Here is an 18,646-nt window from a genome sequence, read left to right as displayed (position 1 = left end):
CGTTATTTCTTATACTCTTCAGACGCTAGGTCAAATGCTTCCCTCAGTTCATTTACAGCATTGTTCACTGAGCACCTCTTAACGGTTTCTCGTCCTAGTGATCCAACCTTCTCATCCTTTAGTGCTAACTTTAGTTTTTCAGCCAATTCTTCAACATTTCCGGATTTAAATACGAAACCATTTCCTCCCTCTATAATTAGTTCACTAACCCCAGTACCACTACTTACGACTGCTGGTTTTCCGTAAACCCAACCTTCACATACTGCTAGCCCAAATCCCTCTATCCTAGAAGGTAAAAGAACCACGTTAGCCCTTTGATAAAGTGCAAATAATTCATCATCTGGCACATAGCCGGTAAATACGACCTTATTCTGTACTCCTAAGCTCCTCGCTAATTCCTTTAACCTACTTACCCACATACTTCCCTTATCATGCCCCAGAGTCCTACTGGTAAAACTACCATCCCCAGCTAATACTAATTTAGCGTCAACATTCTTTATTGCGGATATCGCCAAGTCTTGACTTTTCATTGGATCCATTCTCGCAACAACTAAAACTACCTTATCATCACCCTTAAATCCATACTTATCCTCGACGTATTGAATCTCCTTCTTTCCAACTGTCTTATAATCTGAAGGGTCTATGAATGGGTAAATTTGTTTAACTTTGACTTTAGCTCCAGTTCTTATTAGACCTTCCAGATCCCTTTTTGTGCTTAAGATCACTAGATCGAAACTCTCAAATGCTTTAATCAGAAATTCCCTTAATTTTTTGCTTAAATTCTCTGGAACAAAGGGTATATGATACCATAAAACCGCCGGAGCAGAAGGTCCAATTATTCCCCCTACCAATAACTGTTGAAAGTCATTTATAAAATAGATATCTGTGTCTTTATAAAATTCCAATAATTTCTGAGCTGAAAGCCAATTATAATTTGCATAAGCTATATACTCTTCTCCTACAAGTTCATATTTACCTAGTCCGTGAGCTTCATTATATAGACCCTCTTTAAATCTAGTATAATTCGCTAAAGATTTAGCTTCTAGATCTACGAAATGAACTTCAGTACTAGTCATTTTTACCGATGGAGGGTAACCCGGTCCTAATGAGACCCATCTAGATTTCGAGAAGGCATTAGCGTTTATGAGACTCAACATCATTTTCGCAACTCCACCAACTGAAGTGTGATAATCCTCATTACTTAATAAACCAAGATCTATTGGAGGCTCCAGATAGCCATACTTTTCCAATAAATCTCTGTATGTTAATGTAAATCTTATTGGTGGTGTTTGAGTATTAATAGCAACGCTAAACATACTATTCCTTTCCATATTTATCCATTTATGTTTATCTTGAAATAAGGGCAAATCAATATACAAATTTATATCTATTGTGTTCATCAGCCTTATTGAGAGAACCTTAAAAATATTAAAACCGAAACCCTTTAGGGTGGTGGGGAAAAGTCAGTTCTGTGCCCATCATTTTAATAGGGATAAAATAAAGCATCTATTGTTATTAGCGAATGAAAATTTGCTGATGTTTTACCATTAGATATTCAACTATTATACTTCCTCAGACTTTAAAGGTTAAGGTCAGCATAAGTCAACCCATAAGTTATTAGTTCACACGTTATCATTACCCAATTTTACCTTGCCCTTTATAACTTGAGCAAGTATAACACTTAAGACTAAAATTTTTTAGGACAAACTCTCTACTATTCGCGTGATAAGATACTACGAATTTCTTTCCAATGGCATTACGTCAGCTTTAATAAAAAACGGTAGTGTTGAATGGTTACCATTACCTAAATTTGATTCTTCATCAATTTTCACAAGAATTTTGGATGAAGAAAGAGGAGGATATTTCAGTATAAGGCCTGCAGATGAAAAATACGACATAATCCATGAGGATTATGTTGAAAATACATTGATTTTAAGGACTGCATTCAAAAGTGAGAAAGGTAAGGCTGAAATATTAGACTTCTTACCCTTATCATTATCGGGAATTATACGAATATATGAGAGTGAAATAGATTTAAAAGTAGATATAAAGCCATTTTTTGAATATGGCCTTGTAACACCAGCTATAATTAAAGCTAGAAGGGGCTTAATATTTAGAAATCCTAAATCTAAAGAAGGTATAGAAATACTGATAGGAGGTGAATATATACCCCTTGATAATACTGAGTTCACGTTGAAGAAAGGTAAAGGTTATATATACTTACTTTACTCCAAGGATTTACGATATGGTCTATTCAGTAATAAGGGCTTTGTCTATTCCGAACCATATGAAGCCTTAAACAAGGCTATAAAATATTGGAAAGGAAGGTTAGAGAACGCTAAAAAGGTTAACATATATAGGGACGCGTATTATAGGTCATTACTGGTACTTCTTGGCTTAATTTATGAACCGTCTGGAGGAATTATAGCAGCTCCAACTACTTCTCTTCCAGAGATAATTGGTGGGTCAAGAAATTGGGATTATAGATATGTTTGGATTAGAGATGCGTCATATTCAGCTGAAGCATTAATAAAGGCAGGATTGCTAGTAAAGGCTAGGGATATAATAAGCTTTCTAACTGCAATGGTAGATCCATCATCTAAGAGTTTTGATCATCCGCTTTACACAATAGATGGAACTGCACCACCTGCAGAGGAAATTCTGGATTGGCTCGAGGGCCATAAGAAATCGTTTCCAGTTAGAGTTGGAAATGCAGCTTATATGCAAATACAAATGGACGTTGAAGGTGCCTATATGAATGCACTATATGAATATTACAATACCAGTAAAGATTCGAAATATGTTAACGAAATATGGTGGGCTATAGAGGCAATAGCTGAATGGACCAAGAAGAGTTGGAAATGGAAAAGTACTGATTTATGGGAGCAAAGAGGGGTAGAGGAACATTTCACACATACTAAAGTTATGAATTGGGTAGCACTTGATAGGGCTAGTAAACTCGCAAAGGAATTAGGATATAAGAACGAGGCTGAGGAGTGGATTAGTATCGCTGAAGAAATTAGAAAGGACGTTCTTGATAATGGATACTCAGAAAAACTTGGTTACTTTACGAGGTATTACGGAAGTGATTCAGTGGATTCTGCATTGCTTACCTTACCATTATACGACTTTATAGATGCTAAAGATCCTAGATTTTTAAAGACACATGAAAAAATCGAGAAAGATTTAATGATTTCAGATGGTTTTTTATTAAGATATAAGGATGACTTTATGGGGAGTGCGAAGCATCCTTTTACCTTAGTATCGACATGGCTAACCAGGGTTTATATTAGATTAGGAGAAATAGGCAAGGCGAAAAAAGTAATTGAGAAACTAATAAGCTGTTCCACATCATCATTATTACTTGCTGAACACCTAGATCAAAATACTTGTGAACCCAGAGGGAACTTTCCTCAAGCGTTTCCCCATGCAGGATTAGTAATGGCCATAGTAGAACTAGAGGAGAGGCTAGTTTAATGAATAGATTACAACAACTTTTGAAGGAGGCTTTAGATGAGATTGAAATTTATGGATCTTGGACTTCCCTTTATTATATTTTGAAGTCGGTAGCTGAAAGTAACGTAGAAAAGTTGTGCCGAGAACAAGAGGTGATTTATCACATGACAGTCGATTCGCTAACACTATTTACAATATACAAATATGGTGAAGGAGTTGACAAGACTAGGCTTTTCGTGCTTTCATTTTTACTCTACGATTATTTATCTAGACATTATAATGTACAAAATCCAATTTTTTCAATTAAATGGAATAAAAGACACTTTATATATAGTCCTAGAATAGATTCTCGTTTACATAGCCTATCAAAAAGGGGTCTGATCCTAAAAAAGGATAGACTATACTATTTAAGTCAATTAGGTATAAGTGAAGCTGAAAGTATAAATATAGGAAAAAAGGATAGTACAAAAGTTGATAGTATTGTAGCAAATTTAAAATCTCTAAGAAAAGTTAAGGACATAAAAATATTTGTAAGAAAATATCTTTTGGGATAATGGTAGAAGATAAGATTATAATGAGAATACAAAATTTTTATTCTTCAGAGACCTCTCTGAATCACTGGCTAAACCAGTAATTTTTTCTCAAAAGCCTTTAGCTGATGGTATTAAGGTTTTGGTTTGAATACATACGTAATTTAAGACGTCGAGAAGAACATACACTATATTCTTCATCCGTTAGAGCCTAAAGGTGAAGGATTGGGGAAAAGGATGGAAGGAAATTATGACCACTTTTTGCTTATATCTTTTTAAGCGTTTAAAGCTAGTATTAAGGGCTGTAAGCCTTATGAACCTTTTGGAACTAAACCCATTACCATGATCAGTAAGGATGACGTTTTTACTCTTATACTGAATGAGTATAAAAATTCACAGAAACCCGTTTCAATATCTAAGATTAAGAGAAAATTTAAGGACGAAAGCATCGCAAAAGTACTTGAGGAATTAGAGAAGGAGAAAAAAATAAGAAGAGTTGAAAATAAGGGTAAAGTTAGTTTTGAGCCAATAGATAGTTTAAACATAGCAGAGGAGTTGAAAATATTAAGGGATGAGATTCACAGAGTGCTAGATCTATTACAGAAATTAATAGAATCAAAGAGTTTTTCATATAAGGATTTTGATGAAGCTTATGATAGGATAAAGGATTCTTTAGGATATGCGCCTTTAGAGAGAATAAGGATAGAACTCGGACTTTCTAAGGAAGAATTCTACTCGAAATTTAGAAAATACATAGAGGAAAATTATGATTTGATAGCAGGAGGAGATGAGGGATTTACGAGAAAGGGCGTGACTTACGGAATAATTAAAAGAAGGAGATAAACATGGTTTGTGAAATACCTAGAGTAACTGTAACCACCTGGTCATCTAAAAGTGTCATATTAGTAGGTCCAACTTATAGGAAGTACCTGGAAAAGGCATTGGATGTGGTAAGAAATAACGAAGTAGCATCAGTAGTTGGACAGCCAGGAATGGGAAAGACTACATTGCTTAAGAAAATAGAGGAAATAACGAAAAGTAATAACTTAACGATTTATCTAGACTTAGCTAATAAGCAAAGTATAGATGAGGAATTTTGGACCAAGATTAATCAGTTCGAATTGAGGGAAAAGGTTCTACCCGAATTACAAAAGGTAAAGGGGAAGCTTGGATATTCGTTTTGGAAAAAAATAACTGGAGTTAAATTTGAGGATTGGTTATTGAAGATTTGTAATAAATACAACAATCTCTTTTTGAGGGTTTACTGTTTTAACTACGAAAGGAATTTTGATGGAATGATAAATGCGTTAAGAGATATGAAGAATTTGGGTAAGCCAGTCTTACTAGTTGATGAAATAAGGGACTATCACTTAAGCCTAATACACAGACTAATCAATGCAGGGCTCGAGATACCAATAGTTATGGCAATGCCTACTGAAGCTTACAGCAAGATTTCTGACCTAGCAATAAGAAGGAGGATTGAGGAGAGCAGAATTCACCTTGATGACGCCTTAACAACTGAGGACATAAAGGAAATTGTTGAGGCGTATTGTAAGGATCTAGGAGAGAATATTTTACCCATAATTATTACATTGTGGAGTAGTAAGGAGATAACCAATGTGAGTTCAATATTACAATTTATACGAAATGAAATGGATAAAGTTGAAAAAGTTTGCGAGAAAAATGACGTGGAGTGTATTAGAAACGAATTAAGGAAATACACTAGCTTGAGGAATCCGGAAGATGATGCTAAGGAATTTGAAAAGAAGGTTAGGGATTTACTAAGTAATATAAGTAAAGAGTTTGGGATAAGCTACGTTCATCCAAGAGGAAAGAGAATAGAAATTGACGGAAAGAGTCTAGTAGTGGGTTTGTTCTTCATTGCGGATAATCAAGTATTCTTAGGAGATGTAGTATTCTCAAATGACGGAAGATTACATAATGAGGAGGAATTGAAATTGTTAAGTAAAGTTGAGGAAGTTGAACATGAGAAGAAAATATATAAGGTTAGGGGTAGATTCATAATAACTAATATCAATATTAATATTAATGACATATATGCCCTAAATATTCCTACACTAGAAGTTGTAAAAATATTAAATGGTGACATATTTCTGTTAGAAGAGAGAATAAAGATCCTTTTTGATCAATATCAAACGTTTACAAGGAATGAGACAGAAAGCCTCGCCCTTTAGAGTAAGAGGAATTTAGTATGATAAGTGCTTTGTGGGTTACTTCAGAATTATACAAAAATTTATAAATAATTATACCGAGTATTACTCATGGGAAAGAGTAAGTACAAGAGGGATTGGAGCAAGTACGACGAGAACGTTATAACTAGATACGAGCTAATGTTCCCCTTCTACGTCTTCCAACACTGGTGGGAATTACTAGCAGAAGAGAATAGGAATGCCAAGAAAACCTACAAGGCGCCAAAGGAGTTCAACGACTTCCTAGCGTTCCTGCACTTGTTCCTACCTTATAGGGCCATAGAAGGAGTATTGAGAGCACTAGAGAGACTGAAAATCATCCCAACAAGCCTAGACTACTCAACAATATGGGAAAGAGTAAGAAACATGAACATAAAATTCCCAGAGGCAAATGACCAACTTGAAGTAATAGCAGACGCAACGGGAATAAGCACAAACAAGGGAGGACAATACATTATCGCAAAATGGGGAAAAACCAAGGACTCAAAATTCCTCAAGATCGAAATAGTAATGGATAAGGACCAATTCAACGTAATAAACGCTGAAGTAACCAGCAACGAGGTTCAGACTGCAGTTAAGACGGTTAAGGATTTACAAGATAAGGGAAAGAAGGTCAAGAAGTTTTATGGAGATAAAGCTTATGATGCTAATGAGGTTTACAAGACTGGGGTTGAGGTTGTTGCCCCACCTAGGGAGAACGCCTCCACTAGACGCGGTCATCCTGCTAGGAGAAAGGCTGTAAGGGAGTTCAAGAGGTTGGGTTATAATCGTTGGAGGGAGGAGAAGGGTTACGGTGTTAGGTGGAGGATTGAGTCCTTATTATCTGCTGTGAAGCGTACTTTTGGGGAATCTGTTAGGGCTACAAGGCACTACATGCTGACGCCTCTAACAAACCTATGGGGATAACGAGTCTAGCGCGTCTCCCACGTCGAAGTCCTTGACATTAACTTCCTTACCCCTAGGAATCCTAAAACTCTTCTTGACAACTCCCTTGTAAACACCGTCCTTTATAACATGATAACAAATGCTTGCAAGCTTTCCGGCAAGAGCACAAGTAGCTTGAGTAACACTCTTCCCCCTAGCAATAAGCCTCTCATAATACCCTTTAAAAGGCTCAAGACCCCTAGCAACCTTGGCAACCAAGTAGAGAGCTCTACGCAAATACTTATTACCCCTAATCATACCGGAGTGAGACTCGCTATCACCACTCTGCTTAGTTTTGGGTGCAAAGCTTGCATAAGCCCTAGCAGCCTTAGAACTGGAAAAACGGGAAACATCACCGAACTCAGCGTAAATAGTTGCAGCACTAATCAAACCAATTCCGGGGATCTTACTCAACTCAATTACTGGTTTTGGAATCTTGGAAATTATCATATCCTCAACCTCCTTAATCATTTTCTCCAAGTTTTTTAACAGTTCAACTAATTGTTTTAACGCTAGTTTTTCCGCGTCGTTTAAGTTTCTCCCTAGTTTTTCTTTTAGTTCCTCCTTCTCTTCCTTGCTTAGTCCCTCCCCCTTTACTAGCTTTTCAAGTAGTTTTCTTCCCTTCTTGTCGAATGGTTGTATTTTATATCCCGCGAATTCTAATATTTTCCTTATCTCGTTCTTTACTTGTGTTGTCTTCTCTACTAAGCTTTCCCTATATCTCGTTAGTTCTCTTAGCTCCATTATTTCTCCTGTTGGTATGTATGATCCCTTGATTACTCCGGTCATGTGTGCTACTAGTAACCTTTGTGCGTCGAGTTTGTCTGTCTTTTTCCCTAGTATTTCTGTTAGGTGTAGTGGGTTTATTACTGTTACCTTGTATCCTTTTTCCGTTAGTTTTTCGTGTAGGTAGAAGTAATATATTCCAGTTGCCTCTATTATTCCTTCCTTATATTCTCCTAGGAATTTAATTAGTTCCTCTATTCCCTCGTTGTCGTGGTTGAATTCCTTTACCTCCTTGACGTATACTGCTGATTTTTCTTGTTCTACTACTAGTTCTCCCTTTGCTGCTGTTAGTTTGCTTTGTGAAATATCAATTGCGAAGGCCTTGTTTGTAACTTTTAATTCCATGCTTGTGTATTACGCGTTTCTCGAGATATTTTTTGTTCTCATAATACCTTGTTTTCTTTGCATAGTGTTAAGTGTTTCAGCCCCTAGAGTATTTTGTTACAACCTCCTACTCGGGGGTTTTTATCCCCTCTTGTTAGATCGTTCTAGGGGCTTCACAGCTAGCCTTGTAGATGGGGTTTTATCCCCATGTTTTCTATGAGCTTATGTTGTTTTTCTCCTTACTTGTTTATTTCCTTTTCTCTTGTAATACTTGGTTTTATTCGTTCTCTTGTTTTGCGTGGATTGCCCCGTAGGAGTTTTTTAGGGCAAGTGGTTGAGGCTAAGCTCAAGTTCTGGGCTTATGCATGGATGGTCCACTTGGCTAATTCTTTAGTTGGTAGAGCTCCGGGTATTAGGGTGTGAGCTTGCGAATAACGTTGAAATAAATATTAATTACTGAAAAATTCTCAGTGCATCATATCATGCTTATGAAATAAATTGAAGAGATCAACAAAGCATATGATAAGAGAAAACTTAAGGAGACATCATAATTTTTATATATAATATTATAAAATATAGGGGTGTTAAGTCTTTGTTCTCTAATGACCCCTCTACTTTAACTAGAAAAGAAAAATTTGACAAAGAGGAAGCTGTCAGAGCTATAAGAAATGCGATAGCTGCTGAGATCGATGCTATAAACTTTTATTTACAACAAAATAAATATATAGATGACGAGAAGTTAAGAAAAGTACATGAGGATATAACTAGGGAGGAGATGACTCATTTTGGGGAATTCCTAAGATTGCTATACCAACTTTCTCCAGAGGATTTCAGTTATTTTAAAAAGGGATGGGAAGAAGCCTCCAAACTAATTGGAGAAAGTAAGGATTTTCCTTTAATTCAGCCCACACCTAGCGAGAGTCGTAAAGACCCTATAGTGAGCTGGATAATTGAGGGAATTATGTCAAATAGAGTAGTAAGAAATATAGGAAATATGATAAAATATGAATCTACTACTGTACCTTTTTCAGAAGTAAAAGAAGATTCGGGTGATACGGTTCAAAGCAAAAGTGTGACACTATATGAAGTTCCATTAATTAGTTCTCAAGTTAAATTTTATTCGGGTCAGAAGAACGATTCAAGAAGGACAGCTATAGTGGCTGGTAAATCTTTTGCTAAGACAGAGAATCAACTATTGCTAAAGAATCATCTGTTATCCCCTCTAAAAATGGGCTCGCAAATAACCGCATCTGATTGGAATATTTCTGGAAATATTCTACTCGATGTTCTAAAAGCGTATGAGAATTTAGCTAAAGAGGGATTCGGGAAAGATATTTACGTATTGATATCTAGCTCAAACTATTCTAAAACATTTAGGGTAGTTGATAGAACTGGGACCTACGAAATTGAAATGATAAAGGAGATAGGAAATGTAATACCTACGGACATTGTCAATAATGATGAAATTTACATAATTAGTAAGCAGGGATTTGACATTTTAGTTTTCTCTGAAGCTAACGTTGAATACTTGTCCAAAGAAAGGGATTATGAGGTATATTTAATCACAGAACAGATTGCACCTAGATTAATAAGTAGCTCAGCATCTTGTAGAATTACACAAAAAACATCATGATCTAGCTTTTACTTCTTCCAGTCTCTTTTTTAAGTTCTTAAATATTAAATCATCTAAAGAAATCTCATACGCGATTAATTCTACATTTCCGCTAGCCTTAAGCAAATATGCGAATACCTCATTTCCATTCACATCCATGTTATTTATCTGTGCATGAGAAACTTCTCCATTGACAATTGATGTCATTATATTATAATCTTCTCCAAGAATAATTATACCTCCTTGTTTAATATTTATTATAACTTCCCTTAATTTCAATATAACCTCTTCAACGCTTCCTCTAAATCTAAATACCTCATTAAGGGTTGGAGTTTCTTCGTTTATAGAAGGCTTGAAATAAAATCTTAGAAATGGTGCTATGTGCTCTTTTACTAAATGTGTTGCAAAATCAAAATCTCCCATTCTGACTTTATCTAGAAAACCGAAGCTTTGCTTCGCATCAACAACCACTTTTATTCTTGTTAGTCTACCTAATTCTGTCAAAATGAGATCTGTCTTCCATGTTAATTTCCCATTATCCCCTTCCCCTTTATATGTAATAGTATTAAATGTAAGCATAGGTCCTTCCATTGTACCCGAGAACATTGTCACTCGTGATTCAGGATCTCCAATTACATAGAGAACTTTGAACCTATTCTCTGGATTTTTTAGACTACCCATTGTCACAAATTTATTTTCACTCTTATCAAATATATTGACAATCATCAGATGACCTAATATTCCAGTAAACCTCACTGGGTCTATAAAGAACGACAATAACTGAGATCTATTAGCTTTCACTTCCATTTCTTCTGCATAGGGCATAAATCTAATATATAATTTTAAAATATAAACCTTATTGATTTATATAGAAGATTACCTATATATAAAAACGTTTAGTGGAAACGAAACGCAAACGCAAAATATGAGCTTTCATTTGGCTCCAATATTTTAAGTCCTAAACCATTGTGATACGCATCTGGAGCACCACTCATAGGTTCTATCGCAACTGTGCCCCTTATACCAGTATATATTTGGACAAACGGCATGTTTCGTCTTGTAATTCTAACTTTTGAGTATGAGGAATGTAACTGAATACTTCCACTTATCAAGAAACAATCATCATAATCAGTATGCTCAAGTTTAGTCTTTATCAATTCCCCAGTGGGAATTTTATTGAAACTTACACACTTCTTTACGCTTTCCTCCTTTTCCACTATTATCCTCCAATCGTCAGCTGTAATAAAGTAAGGATGCGCGCCAACTGTCAACGGGGCTCTTTTATTTCCCACATTTCTTACAACTATCTTTGTCCTAAGACCATATTTGAAAACCTTGTAGGTTATTAAACAATCCAGTCTAGAAGGATATCCTTCATGTTCTAAAACATGCTCCAAACTAACGCTATCGTCACTTTTGGTTACCACGCTGAATTCCTTGTCCATTACTAGTCCATGTATTGCATTTCCCTCCCTATTTTGAGGTAAGGTATATTTTACTCCCTCAAATATATACTCTGCATTTTTCACTCTATTTGAATATGGTATTAGAATCGCCATACCACCCCTTGTTGGTCTCTCCAGATCACCCTTTAATATCATATCTTTACTTCCTATTCTAAATGCATTAAGATATGCACCTTTTGTTAAAATTTCAGCTTCTGTATCTCCCTTTTTTATTTTCATACACTTTCACATTCGGACTGGGATTAAATTTATTTTCTGTCTGAGCATCCTCTTGTTTTTCATATTTAAAAAATTTAAACTTATACAAGGATCTACTTTTCGTTAAACTTTACAATAAAACTTTTAAACATTACATTGTGGCTAAAACAAGTAATGATTAAGTATAAGGATACCAGATGGATGTATCTAGTGATACCTTATAATGCTTCAATAGGTCCTTTATCCACGTTAGTAACATTACAGATTCTTTCGCTTGGAGGGAATGCAATTGACGTAGCATACGCTATCTCCTTAAGTAACGCTGTTCTAATTCCAGCTTCAATAATATGGGGATTCCTAGCTGACAAGATGGATAGAAAGAAACAAATATTGCTAAGCTTAGCTGGAGTTTCAATTCCCCTTATTGTAATGCCCTTCATGAAAAGTATCTCATTAATTACCTTAAATTACGCTTTAATTACATTTATGAGCACTGCGTCAACAACACCATTCAATTTACTAATAATGGAGTCCGCTGAGAAAAAACACTGGGGCTCTCTCTTCTCAAGATTCTCTTTACTCTCCTCTATAGGTGTCTTGCTAGGATTGGTTGTTTCGACTTTTCTAGTAATTCTCTTAAGAATTGACCAAATAGAGGAAATACTGGGATTTTCAGTACTGGCTACGTTAATTGCAAGTGTAAAAATACTACCTAAACCCATAATTACATTTGAAAGGGCAGCTATTATACACAATAAGGAATCGTTTTTGACTAGAATGAGACACTTGCCAATGATGTTCCTTCATCTACCTAATATTCATCACTTTAAAATGTTTTCCGTGAGTAGATTATTTAGGAAACCCCTTAATTACATTCCTCTACTTTACTTAGGAATAGTGTTATTTTACATAAGCAGCGGAATATTCAATACTGTATATCCAGCAGGTTTGTACGTGAAGGGATTAAATAAATCTGAAGTGTTGGCTGTAATAAGCGTTGGTATGATATTTCAAATTTTAGGATTTAGGATATCCTCAACGTTACTGGAGAATAAAGATGAGAAAGGATTAGCATACATTTCACTTATCCTGAGAGGTGTGTTATACGTTTTACTTGGTATATTTGCCCAACTATTTTTAGGTATTCCAATATTAATCTCTGGATTAATATTCTATCCATTGGCAGCCGGAATTGCCTATGCAGTATTTTACTCCTCATCTACTACCTTAATATTCAAAATTGTTGGGGAGAGAAGACAAGGAACTGGACTTGGAGTTTATAGTACAGTAGTAGGGATATCATTATTTGTGGGGTCACTTTTATCTGGTTATATCACGCACTATATTAGTTACGGTATAGATTTTATAGTTGCAGGGATTATACTCTTAATTGCTTCATGGATATTTAGATATCTGGAGGAAGGATGATTTTATCTTAATTTTTATTAAAAATAGACTAATATTTAAACTTTATGACATTTTATCGACGTAAACTTTAGGATGATTTTATACGTTATTTTGTTAAACTTTAGAGAAAATAAATAAAATAAAACTTGATATGTTATACTTTTTTATAATGTTTAATCATAAAATTTATTAAAATGATTTATCTAATATTTAGTAGAGGTGAAAAAATGAGTGAAAAGCTCGATAAACTAATGCAATTAAAAGGAGCAATAGCTGCTGGAGAATATACACCAGATGGAAAACTTGTAGAGTATAAGGGACCAATGCCTAAGGAGATGGCTGAGATGATAGCAAAGATGGTAGCAGCTAACACTTTAATGGGAACTGTGGAAGCAGAGTCTTTCACAAAGATTTCTGGAATGAGATGGACACCATTCTTAGGGTGGGCTGTAGCTGCAGGAGAGTATGTAGTATGCGTAATGGGAAATTATGGAGTGTTCGTTAGACTTACTGAGGCAGATTTCAATCAAATATTTAAGACATTAAGAGAAGTAGCTGGAATCTAAGGCTAAAAAGTTTTATAATATCTTCTTTTTTCATAAATCCAATCCTCACTTTCTTCATGGCATTCCATACCATATCTCTTACAATTCTCCAATATTCTATTCCTCAAATTAACCCACCACTGCGTAGAACCCTCCTTAAATTTTAACCCCCTATAGTAATGGAAACTGTCGAAAATTACCCTTACCTTAATATTTGAAATTTCTCGGATTATATTCTCTATCTCAGCATCATTTACACCTTGAATAATAGGCCCTAGGAAAATCCAAGTTTCTAGCCCTTCATTACTGAGTTTCTCTAAGGCTCTCAATCTACCTTTAGCTGGAGGTGCGTTAAGTTCTAACTTATTATTTAAACTAGTAACTGTAAATCCAACATCAACTCTATCCTTGTATTCTAAGAGTAAGTCAATATCCCTTAAAATTAAGGGTGACTTGGTCTGAATTGAAACTCTGAAACCATTTTTTAATAATATCTTTAGACTTTCCCTAGTGAGCTTTCTTAAAGCCTCTATTGGTTGATAAGCATCAGTTATCGTGGATATCCCAACTACTCCCCTCTTATAGATTTTCACTTCTCTCTCTAAAACCTCAAGCAAGTTCTCCTTAACGGCTACAACTTTCCCCCAATTTTCTGAAGCCTCCCTATCTGGAGTGAAATTGGGGGCATAACAATAGGGGCAAGAAAATACACAACCTAAATAAGGATTTAGACTATAGTTTAACTCTTTCAATCCAGATTTACTTAAAGCAGATTTCACCCTAATGGACTTTACAATCATTTTAACCACTTATCAATGGTATTAAAGGAGAGTACTGACTTGCTTAACCACTGCTTTAAATCAGACCTTAATAATCTCTTAACGAAATTTAAGGCAGTAGTTATGTCGTCAAATACTACTGGCTTGCCTTTAAACATTTCCCTAACGTTTTCCCTAACAAACCAAACACCTAATGGCAAGTTGAATCCTCCATATATTTCCCTCCATAGTATTGCAGTGGCTTGTCTCTTTCTGCTTGCCAAGAATTCCGTCACCCCTAATCTAGAAGCGTAATAACAGCCACCTATTTCTGGATAATCAGATCTACCATGATACCTTTCGTTATCCACTTCTATATCAACATAGTTGCCAAACTTATTCCAAGTACTTCCAGGATACCAGGCTTCTCCCCATTCAAAGCTCCAATCTCTAGGAAGAAGAATTGCGATGAAAATATTCTTATTATGTTTTCTGAAATATACTTCAACCTTGTCTATCGTGTCATAACTCTTTATATTCTCAATTAGAGTATCGGAAATAGCCTTATCCACTGCTGTTATACTCCATCTAGTAGGTACTAATTTTCTTTCCTTCCCAATTCCACCAATACTTAATATCCTGGATATTTTTTCTACGTCAATCCCTGCATTATATAATTTCATTATACCATCTTTAGCTCTCATATCGTTATCATCATAAACCTTCTCTACTACTGCTAAGGGAGGAGGCAATGTAGCTATTTCAAGCTTTTCCAATGGTGCTGAAGGACCTAGAGGTGGCAGACTTTCATCTAAAATACCTCCAGAAGGTATTCTCTTCAGCCTTAAATCCAATTCAACTGGTCTCGATGATATTGTTATACTCTGAATATCCAGTAAAAACCTATCTGGTAATCTTGCATCATCTCTGTGATATTTGACACCACCTCTAACTAAGGAAAGCCTCATCGATAAGAACTCACTTAAGTCAGTATTAAGCCAATATTTGGAGTCTTCAAACTTAGTTGTATCACCCAAAATTGGCGGAGTAGAGGGATAAATTGTAATTTTGGGATAACTAAATCTACCTACAAAGACGGTTGGTGGGGAAGAACCATATACCTCCTTGAAATCTATTCTTACCGTTTTAGTATTAACTATGATTGGACAGTATGAAAGACCGCAAAGGTACTTTGCTCCTCTACACCTTATGCATAATTCTGGCCTTATCACTAATCTAATCTTACTTTCTTATCTATATAATATTTTTATCAGTTAACATCTCGTTAAGCTCTTTTATTGCAATTACTAACTGCCCATGTACAAAAATTTGAGGAAAGTTGCCAGTAAACTCCCCTTTTTCTACGTCGATATGTTCACCCACTAAATGTAGTTCTCTTGAAATCTTATTGATCTTATCCAATATTTCTATAGCACCATCTATTTTTTCTAATCGCATATAAACTCTAGCAAGCCATACTGTAGTCAGTAAAAATGGGTGTTTCGCTTCTCCCATGAAATCGGTCTTGTATCTTTTCACAAATACATCAGTTTTTAGGTCATTTTCAATTTTCGTCAGGGTATTAATAAATATATTATCGTTAACTTCAATAAACCCATATAATGATGCTGATAGTAATGATGAATCTACATCATCAGTATTCCCACAATATCTGATAAAATAATTGTTCTTTACACAGTTAGTGAATATCCAGTTTCTAAGCTTATCCCTCTCTTTAGCCCAAATGTCAGCATATCCGATTAAGTTTGCTAGTTTCCCTATTTTATCCAGTGCTATCCACATCATAATTTTAGAGTGAGTATAGTGTTGAGGACTCCCCCTATCCTCCCAAATACCAGAATCTTTTAAGCTCCAATTCTCTGCTATCCAGTCCCCAATGTACTTCACTTTACTAAAAACGTCTTTCAGAAACACTTGATCATTAGTCAACTTTACATATTTATAAAGAGCCGAAATGAAAAATCCTTCGATATCTAATTGAATCTGAGAAGAAGCCCCGTTTCCTATTCTTACTGGTTTAGAATTCTTGTATCCAGATAGCCATCGTAATTTCCTTTCAGGGGGAGGAATTGTACCTTCTATTGTATATAGGGGATAGTAAAATGGCTTTGACGAGAAATTTATGAGTGAAAGTAAGAAGTTTATTATTCTTCTAGCTTCTACAATGAATCCAGCTTCTAACAAGGCTTCAGCTATAATCGAAGAATCTCTTATCCATGCAAATCTATAATCCCAATTTCTCTTTCCACCTTCAACTTCTGGTAAAGAAGTTGTAGGAGCTGCAACTACTCCTCCAGAAGGCGCATAAATAGAGCCTAGCATTGTATATATGGATGCCTTATAAAGGTCATTAAATGATTTAACGTCTTTCACATCAGTACTTTTCCAATAGTTTATCGTATTTTCAAATGATCTTTCATACATGGCATTTAACGTTGAACCCCTTTCGCTAAAAACGCCGTGTTTAACGTCAGAGGCATAGTTGGCTATTAAATATCCTTTCCCATTACTAAAATTCCAAACGTAATTTCCGGATCTTTTGACCTTGCCTGAAAAGTCGTAAAGAAACGCTATACAATCCCTTCCTCTTGGATTTACAAATTTACTACCACCGATTATGGGCTTGTATAGAGAATAATAGAATCTAGGTCTAAACACGACCTTAAAAGGAATTTCCGATTCAACCTTTCTTATAATTACTGTTTCACCCAATGGTATGAGATCAGTAATATTTATTTCGCCTTGCTTAGTACGTATGACAGTCATTATTACTAATGGATAAACATATTCTTGTTTAACAGCTATTATTTCTTGTCCTTCTGGTAATATGGAAAACTCTCCTCCATCTTCATCTAACAACCTAGTGAACACTGACGGAGAGTCGAACTTGGGTACTGGAAACCAAACAATTGAGGATAAATCAATTAGGGCTGATGTTATCTGATTTGATATGAATCCAAGTGTTTTCATAACTATCAAGAAAGGTTAAACAACTATATAAGTCATTAGCCAAATAAGGCAACTAGATTATAATCATTATTTAAGATATAAGTTGATAAGAAATATTATGATTAAAGATGTACTGTCTTGACGATAGGAAAAGGATACCAGCTAATGTTGTATGCTCATCATATAATTTCAAAATAAGGGCTATAGTTAATGGAAAGCCTTATATGGCTAGTTATGAGGAGTTGTGGAACTTCCCATTAGACGGCTTAAATAGCATTCACTTGTTCGAGAATTTGGATTACGCGTTGAGAAATGATCCGTTTCTCTCAGCTACTAGTTCCATAGCAATATTCGTTTCCGAAAAGGAGGACATCGAAGGCTTTGTGGAACTAATATTATCGAAAACATTTTTTGAAATAAGATCTATTATTTTAGCAGAAAACCCAATTTCAAAATATGGAGATAATGAAACAACGTTGTCGTCAAGCTCATACTACTATAGTGTAAGTTATAGGAACGATAGGCTGATGATCAAGGCTAAGGATAGAGAGGGATATTATGAGATAAACATGAAATTGCACAATTTTACCTTTGTAAGTGATTATAGGGAATTGTTGAGAAATGTGGAGAAGGTAGGGAAAAACACAAGAGTCGTCATTTGAAACTTTTTTAACTATCATGACAATATATTATATATGAAAGTGCTTGATGTAGCAAATCCTATTGTAATAACTGTTTTCCCAGAGTCCTCCTTAAAGGAGGCAATTGATATACTTTCCAATAATCCAACAGGTAGAATTGTTGTTTTGAAGGAGGAAAAGCCTATTGGAATGGTTTCTACTAGGGATGTTGTTGCCTCTTTCAGCGAATACGGGACTAATATATACGATTTAAAGGTTAAGGATTTAATGAGTAAGGATTTAATTACTGTCTGGCCCAATGATGACGTCAATCATGTAGTTAGAATAATGTTAATGAACAATATTGGAGGAATTCCAGTAGTTGATAATAACGCTATTGTGGGTATTTTTACTGAAAGAGAGGTCTTGAAACTAATAGCATCCTCGATGTTCTCTGGATTAGTTGATTCCGTGATGTCAAGTAACGTAGTATCCATAGGTGAGGAAAGCACAATATTAGAAGCTGCCAAACTAATGGCCATGAATAACGTGAGGAGATTACCAGTATTTAGCAAGAATAACAAACTGATTGGCATAATTACTGCAGCTGATATAGTTAAATATCTAGCTAAGAATAAAAACATAGGAAAAGTCCTAGATGCTGGTACTAAAAACCCAATAACTATTAGCAGATATTACAGTATATTAAATGCGGCTAAATTGATGATAGAAAAGAGAATAGGCACATTACCAGTTATGGAGAATCAAAAATTAGTTGGAATAGTTACTGAAAGAGACCTTATGTATGCATACATTAACATAGTATAAAAACTTTTTAAT

At 35.2% G+C, this 18,646-nt stretch carries 17 protein-coding genes and 1 pseudogene; 11 read left to right on the top strand and 7 right to left on the bottom strand.

What is annotated here, in order from left to right; translation table 11 throughout:
- Positions 1–2: 2 nt before the first annotated feature.
- Positions 3–1,400 (bottom strand): glycosyltransferase family 4 protein, encoded by a 1,398-nt coding sequence (locus tag YN1551_RS00765; RefSeq protein WP_012716983.1) that lies wholly within the window; start codon positions 1,398–1,400, stop codon positions 3–5.
- 322 nt (positions 1,401–1,722) lie between these two features.
- Between YN1551_RS00765 and treH2 the strand changes: the two genes are divergently transcribed.
- From treH2 to YN1551_RS00740, 5 genes are all read left to right on the top strand, one after another.
- Positions 1,723–3,477, top strand: a complete 1,755-nt coding sequence (treH2, locus tag YN1551_RS00760; RefSeq protein WP_012716982.1) for an alpha,alpha-trehalase TreH2 — start codon at positions 1,723–1,725, stop codon at positions 3,475–3,477.
- Positions 3,477–4,010 (top strand): hypothetical protein, encoded by a 534-nt coding sequence (locus tag YN1551_RS00755; protein WP_012716981.1) that lies wholly within the window; start codon positions 3,477–3,479, stop codon positions 4,008–4,010. Before treH2 ends, YN1551_RS00755 begins: the two co-directional genes overlap by 1 nt.
- Positions 4,011–4,328: 318 nt before the next feature.
- Positions 4,329–4,829, top strand: a complete 501-nt coding sequence (locus YN1551_RS00750) for a hypothetical protein (protein ID WP_012716980.1) — start codon at positions 4,329–4,331, stop codon at positions 4,827–4,829.
- Between the two features lie 2 nt (positions 4,830–4,831).
- Complete coding sequence (locus YN1551_RS00745) at positions 4,832–6,181, top strand: ATP-binding protein (protein ID WP_012716979.1); 1,350 nt, start codon at positions 4,832–4,834, stop codon at positions 6,179–6,181.
- An 87-nt stretch (positions 6,182–6,268) separates the two neighbouring features.
- A complete protein-coding gene (locus YN1551_RS00740; protein ID WP_012716978.1) occupies positions 6,269–7,102 on the top strand; it encodes an IS5 family transposase in 834 nt (277 codons plus the stop codon).
- Here YN1551_RS00740 and YN1551_RS00735 read toward each other — a convergent pair.
- Entirely contained in the window at positions 7,091–8,251 is a 1,161-nt protein-coding gene (locus YN1551_RS00735) for an IS110 family RNA-guided transposase (RefSeq protein ID WP_012715521.1), read from the bottom strand. The genes YN1551_RS00740 and YN1551_RS00735 overlap by 12 nt on opposite strands.
- 294 nt (positions 8,252–8,545) lie before the next feature.
- On the opposite strand from YN1551_RS00735, the pseudogene YN1551_RS16400 reads away from it, so the two are divergent.
- Positions 8,546–8,653 (top strand): annotated as a pseudogene (locus YN1551_RS16400) (IS5/IS1182 family transposase); the annotation flags it as partial.
- 169 nt (positions 8,654–8,822) lie between these two features.
- Positions 8,823–9,863 (top strand): encapsulin, encoded by a 1,041-nt coding sequence (locus YN1551_RS00725; protein ID WP_012716976.1) that lies wholly within the window; start codon positions 8,823–8,825, stop codon positions 9,861–9,863.
- Here the strand turns inward: YN1551_RS00725 and YN1551_RS00720 are convergent.
- Both YN1551_RS00720 and YN1551_RS00715 read right to left on the bottom strand, forming a co-directional pair.
- Positions 9,858–10,667, bottom strand: coding sequence for a hypothetical protein (locus YN1551_RS00720; protein ID WP_012716975.1), 810 nt, complete (start codon positions 10,665–10,667; stop codon positions 9,858–9,860). The genes YN1551_RS00725 and YN1551_RS00720 overlap by 6 nt on opposite strands.
- A gap of 71 nt (positions 10,668–10,738) precedes the next feature.
- The gene (locus YN1551_RS00715) at positions 10,739–11,527 is read right to left on the bottom strand and encodes an aldose 1-epimerase (protein WP_012712489.1); all 789 of its coding nucleotides are present in this window, start codon (positions 11,525–11,527) and stop codon (positions 10,739–10,741) included.
- Between the two features lie 153 nt (positions 11,528–11,680).
- On the opposite strand from YN1551_RS00715, the gene YN1551_RS00710 reads away from it, so the two are divergent.
- Together YN1551_RS00710 and YN1551_RS00705 are read left to right on the top strand one after the other, a co-directional pair.
- Entirely contained in the window at positions 11,681–12,934 is a 1,254-nt protein-coding gene (locus YN1551_RS00710) for an MFS transporter (protein WP_012716974.1), read from the top strand.
- Between the two features lie 206 nt (positions 12,935–13,140).
- The gene (locus tag YN1551_RS00705) at positions 13,141–13,479 is read left to right on the top strand and encodes a DUF2173 family protein (protein WP_012716973.1); all 339 of its coding nucleotides are present in this window, start codon (positions 13,141–13,143) and stop codon (positions 13,477–13,479) included.
- 2 nt (positions 13,480–13,481) lie between these two features.
- Here YN1551_RS00705 and YN1551_RS00700 read toward each other — a convergent pair whose 3' ends face one another.
- From YN1551_RS00700 to treH1, 3 genes are read right to left on the bottom strand one after another with little or no spacing between them, the layout of a single operon-like run.
- Positions 13,482–14,258: an SPL family radical SAM protein gene (locus YN1551_RS00700; RefSeq protein WP_012716792.1), complete on the bottom strand. Its 777-nt coding sequence runs from the start codon at positions 14,256–14,258 to the stop codon at positions 13,482–13,484.
- A complete protein-coding gene (locus tag YN1551_RS00695) occupies positions 14,255–15,448 on the bottom strand; it encodes an Nre family DNA repair protein (protein WP_012716972.1) in 1,194 nt (397 codons plus the stop codon). Before YN1551_RS00695 ends, YN1551_RS00700 begins: the two co-directional genes overlap by 4 nt.
- Positions 15,449–15,470: 22 nt before the next feature.
- Positions 15,471–17,207 (bottom strand): alpha,alpha-trehalase TreH1, encoded by a 1,737-nt coding sequence (treH1, locus tag YN1551_RS00690; RefSeq protein ID WP_012716971.1) that lies wholly within the window; start codon positions 17,205–17,207, stop codon positions 15,471–15,473.
- Positions 17,208–17,314: 107 nt separating this feature from the next.
- Here treH1 and YN1551_RS00685 point away from each other — a divergent pair, with 107 nt between their 5' ends.
- A complete protein-coding gene (locus YN1551_RS00685; protein WP_012716970.1) occupies positions 17,315–17,848 on the top strand; it encodes a hypothetical protein in 534 nt (177 codons plus the stop codon).
- Between the two features lie 33 nt (positions 17,849–17,881).
- Positions 17,882–18,634, top strand: coding sequence for a CBS domain-containing protein (locus tag YN1551_RS00680; protein ID WP_012716969.1), 753 nt, complete (start codon positions 17,882–17,884; stop codon positions 18,632–18,634).
- Positions 18,635–18,646 lie beyond the last annotated feature (12 nt).

Source organism: Sulfolobus islandicus Y.N.15.51 (assembly GCF_000022485.1).
GTDB lineage: Archaea > Thermoproteota > Thermoprotei_A > Sulfolobales > Sulfolobaceae > Saccharolobus > Saccharolobus islandicus.
Note: the sequence above shows the minus strand (reverse complement) of the source record. Positions and strands in the feature narration are given on the sequence as shown.

What these genes read in the sequence shown, in the direction of transcription:
- YN1551_RS00765 (WP_012716983.1), bottom strand. Translation starts at nt 1,400, where the DNA reads ATGAACACAATAGATATAAATTTGTATATTGATTTGCCCTTATTTCAA.
- YN1551_RS00755 (WP_012716981.1), top strand. Translation starts at nt 3,477, where the DNA reads ATGAATAGATTACAACAACTTTTGAAGGAGGCTTTAGATGAGATTGAA.
- YN1551_RS00750 (WP_012716980.1), top strand. Translation starts at nt 4,329, where the DNA reads ATGATCAGTAAGGATGACGTTTTTACTCTTATACTGAATGAGTATAAA.
- YN1551_RS00745 (WP_012716979.1), top strand. Translation starts at nt 4,832, where the DNA reads ATGGTTTGTGAAATACCTAGAGTAACTGTAACCACCTGGTCATCTAAA.
- YN1551_RS00740 (WP_012716978.1), top strand. Translation starts at nt 6,269, where the DNA reads ATGGGAAAGAGTAAGTACAAGAGGGATTGGAGCAAGTACGACGAGAAC.
- YN1551_RS00735 (WP_012715521.1), bottom strand. Translation starts at nt 8,251, where the DNA reads ATGGAATTAAAAGTTACAAACAAGGCCTTCGCAATTGATATTTCACAA.
- YN1551_RS00720 (WP_012716975.1), bottom strand. Translation starts at nt 10,667, where the DNA reads ATGCCCTATGCAGAAGAAATGGAAGTGAAAGCTAATAGATCTCAGTTA.
- YN1551_RS00715 (WP_012712489.1), bottom strand. Translation starts at nt 11,527, where the DNA reads ATGAAAATAAAAAAGGGAGATACAGAAGCTGAAATTTTAACAAAAGGT.
- YN1551_RS00710 (WP_012716974.1), top strand. Translation starts at nt 11,681, where the DNA reads ATGATTAAGTATAAGGATACCAGATGGATGTATCTAGTGATACCTTAT.
- YN1551_RS00705 (WP_012716973.1), top strand. Translation starts at nt 13,141, where the DNA reads ATGAGTGAAAAGCTCGATAAACTAATGCAATTAAAAGGAGCAATAGCT.
- YN1551_RS00700 (WP_012716792.1), bottom strand. Translation starts at nt 14,258, where the DNA reads ATGATTGTAAAGTCCATTAGGGTGAAATCTGCTTTAAGTAAATCTGGA.
- treH1 (WP_012716971.1), bottom strand. Translation starts at nt 17,207, where the DNA reads ATGAAAACACTTGGATTCATATCAAATCAGATAACATCAGCCCTAATT.
- YN1551_RS00685 (WP_012716970.1), top strand. Translation starts at nt 17,315, where the DNA reads ATGTACTGTCTTGACGATAGGAAAAGGATACCAGCTAATGTTGTATGC.
- YN1551_RS00680 (WP_012716969.1), top strand. Translation starts at nt 17,882, where the DNA reads ATGAAAGTGCTTGATGTAGCAAATCCTATTGTAATAACTGTTTTCCCA.